Source organism: Listeria valentina (assembly GCF_011800755.1).
Taxonomy (GTDB): domain Bacteria; phylum Bacillota; class Bacilli; order Lactobacillales; family Listeriaceae; genus Listeria; species Listeria valentina.
This window is the reverse complement of sequence record NZ_JAATJW010000122.1, coordinates 1-1854: the sequence shown is the minus strand read 5'-3', so window position 1 is coordinate 1854 and position 1854 is coordinate 1. Positions and strand designations below refer to the sequence as shown.

At 35.8% G+C, this 1854-nt stretch carries 2 protein-coding genes; both read left to right on the top strand.

Annotated features, from left to right (window positions below; all coding sequences use genetic code 11):
* Positions 1-257 precede the first annotated feature (257 nt).
* Complete coding sequence (locus HCK02_RS14155) at positions 258-986, top strand: ATP-binding protein (protein ID WP_167630652.1); 729 nt, start codon at positions 258-260, stop codon at positions 984-986.
* Positions 987-1253: 267 nt separating this feature from the next.
* Complete coding sequence (locus HCK02_RS13670) at positions 1254-1646, top strand: DUF4064 domain-containing protein (protein WP_167630651.1); 393 nt, start codon at positions 1254-1256, stop codon at positions 1644-1646.
* Positions 1647-1854: the final 208 nt, after the last annotated feature.

The following is a 1854-nucleotide window of genomic DNA, read 5'->3' as shown; positions in this document are numbered from 1 at the left end:
GTGTTGCTACTTATTATCTATGGATGGAAGTTTCGAGAAACGAGAAGTAAAGTAAAATAAGAATGGAAGAGTCTTGGAGGTGCTATTTGTTAGTGTATATTTTGTAAAGAAATGCTAGTAAATAACAAAATGTGACTGCTAAACTAAAGTGAGCCAATTTTGCTCATTTAGATTTGAGCCACCTATAAAATTAACTGTTTCCGATAGAATAGAAGAGACTATTTTATCCGGAGGCAAAACAGGTGGAGAGAAAATTCATGATTTATTCAAAAATAAAAGAATTGGAAGCCTTAGGCTTTTCTCAAAGAAATATCGCAAAACAACTGGGCATTTCTAGAAACACAGTTACTAAATACCGGGATAAAGACGTTGAAATGTTTACTACGTGGCTCGCGTCTACCAAACACCGAAAACAAAAATTAGATGAACACAAAGAACGAATTTTAGACTGGTTAAGAACTTATCCTAATTTAACAACCGCTCAAATTCAAGATTGGCTGGAAGAACGTGGCTTTGAGAATATCGTGGAAAGTACACTCAGACGATATGTGAAAAATCTTCGTGAAGAGTATCAATTACCTAAGCAAGTGCACCAACGGAAATACGAAGCGATTCCTGATCCACCCATGGGAGAACAAGATCAGATTGATTTTGGACAAATCTGGGTAACGACGGAAAACAAGCAACGAATAAAACTTTACGTCGTCGCCTTTGTCCTGTCACATTCGAGATATAAATATATGGAATGGTGGGACCATCCTTTTATTAATGAAATTTATGAAAATACATCGATTATTTTGACTTCAAATAAGTCCCCAAATGATTGGGGACAGTTAATTGGGGATGAAATTATTACCGGTGCCATTCTTGATCGTATTATTCAACGTTCTGAAATTATCCAGCTGTCGGGAGACAGCTTCCGATTAAAACATCGAGAAGGAATTTTTGAGCAAAAAAAGAAACAAAAGAAAGTGGCTCAAAATTAATGAGCAAAAGTGGCTCAATTTAACTTGACGGTGACAACTCGCCTCACACTATAGCATTTTGTCTACGCTTTTTAGTTTAGTGCCGATCCCAATTATACTGGGAATAAGTGCATTGCTTTAAAGATACATGAGGTATTTTTATACTTAGAAAAGTAGGATTTAGACAAATTGTCAATAATTCGTCACGATTTGTGGAGATATTTATGTTATGATAATAAAGTCGAATATTGTATATTATGACAAAAAAGGAAAAAGGGAGAGGCGGAAATGAATCCAAGAAAAGCTGAATTTGTTTTAACCTTAATAGCAGGAATTACAGGGATAATTGCTGGCTTATTTGGTATTTTAGGTGGAGGAATATTAGGCGCTGCATCACAGTCATCGGAATTTGCGACAAGCACTGCGTATAACACTTCTGATATGGAAATCCTAGCAGCAACGAGCGGTATGGTTGTTATCCTAGCCATCTTTGCATTAGTCGCTGGCATCTTATTACTTATCTTTTCATTTTTTATCAAGAAAAATGCTAAGTTATGGGGAATTTTGACACTTATTTTAGGTGTTATTGGTTTCTTTTTAGTTGGATTCCTTTGGATTGTGCCAGGAGTTTTAGCAGTTATTGCTGGAATTATGTGCCTAGCGAGAAAAGTATCTATTTAAATAGGTCTTGACTGGAAAACGAGCAAATATCAATTTGCTCGTTTCAGACTGTAGATTTTTATGCCCTAGATTCAAAAAACGATACACATTAGCAAGCAGCAGGCACTTTCGGGTAATATGGGTACCCTCAAAAAAAGCAGAGAAAACTCATCAATCTACGTTTTCTCTGCGTATTTTATCATTTACCCATTACAATTGTTCAATCGCT

Bases quoted from the DNA above. Each gene is read 5' to 3' on its own strand.
- HCK02_RS13670 (WP_167630651.1), top strand. From the start codon at position 1,254: ATGAATCCAAGAAAAGCTGAATTTGTTTTAACCTTAATAGCAGGAATT.
- HCK02_RS14155 (WP_167630652.1), top strand. From the start codon at position 258: ATGATTTATTCAAAAATAAAAGAATTGGAAGCCTTAGGCTTTTCTCAA.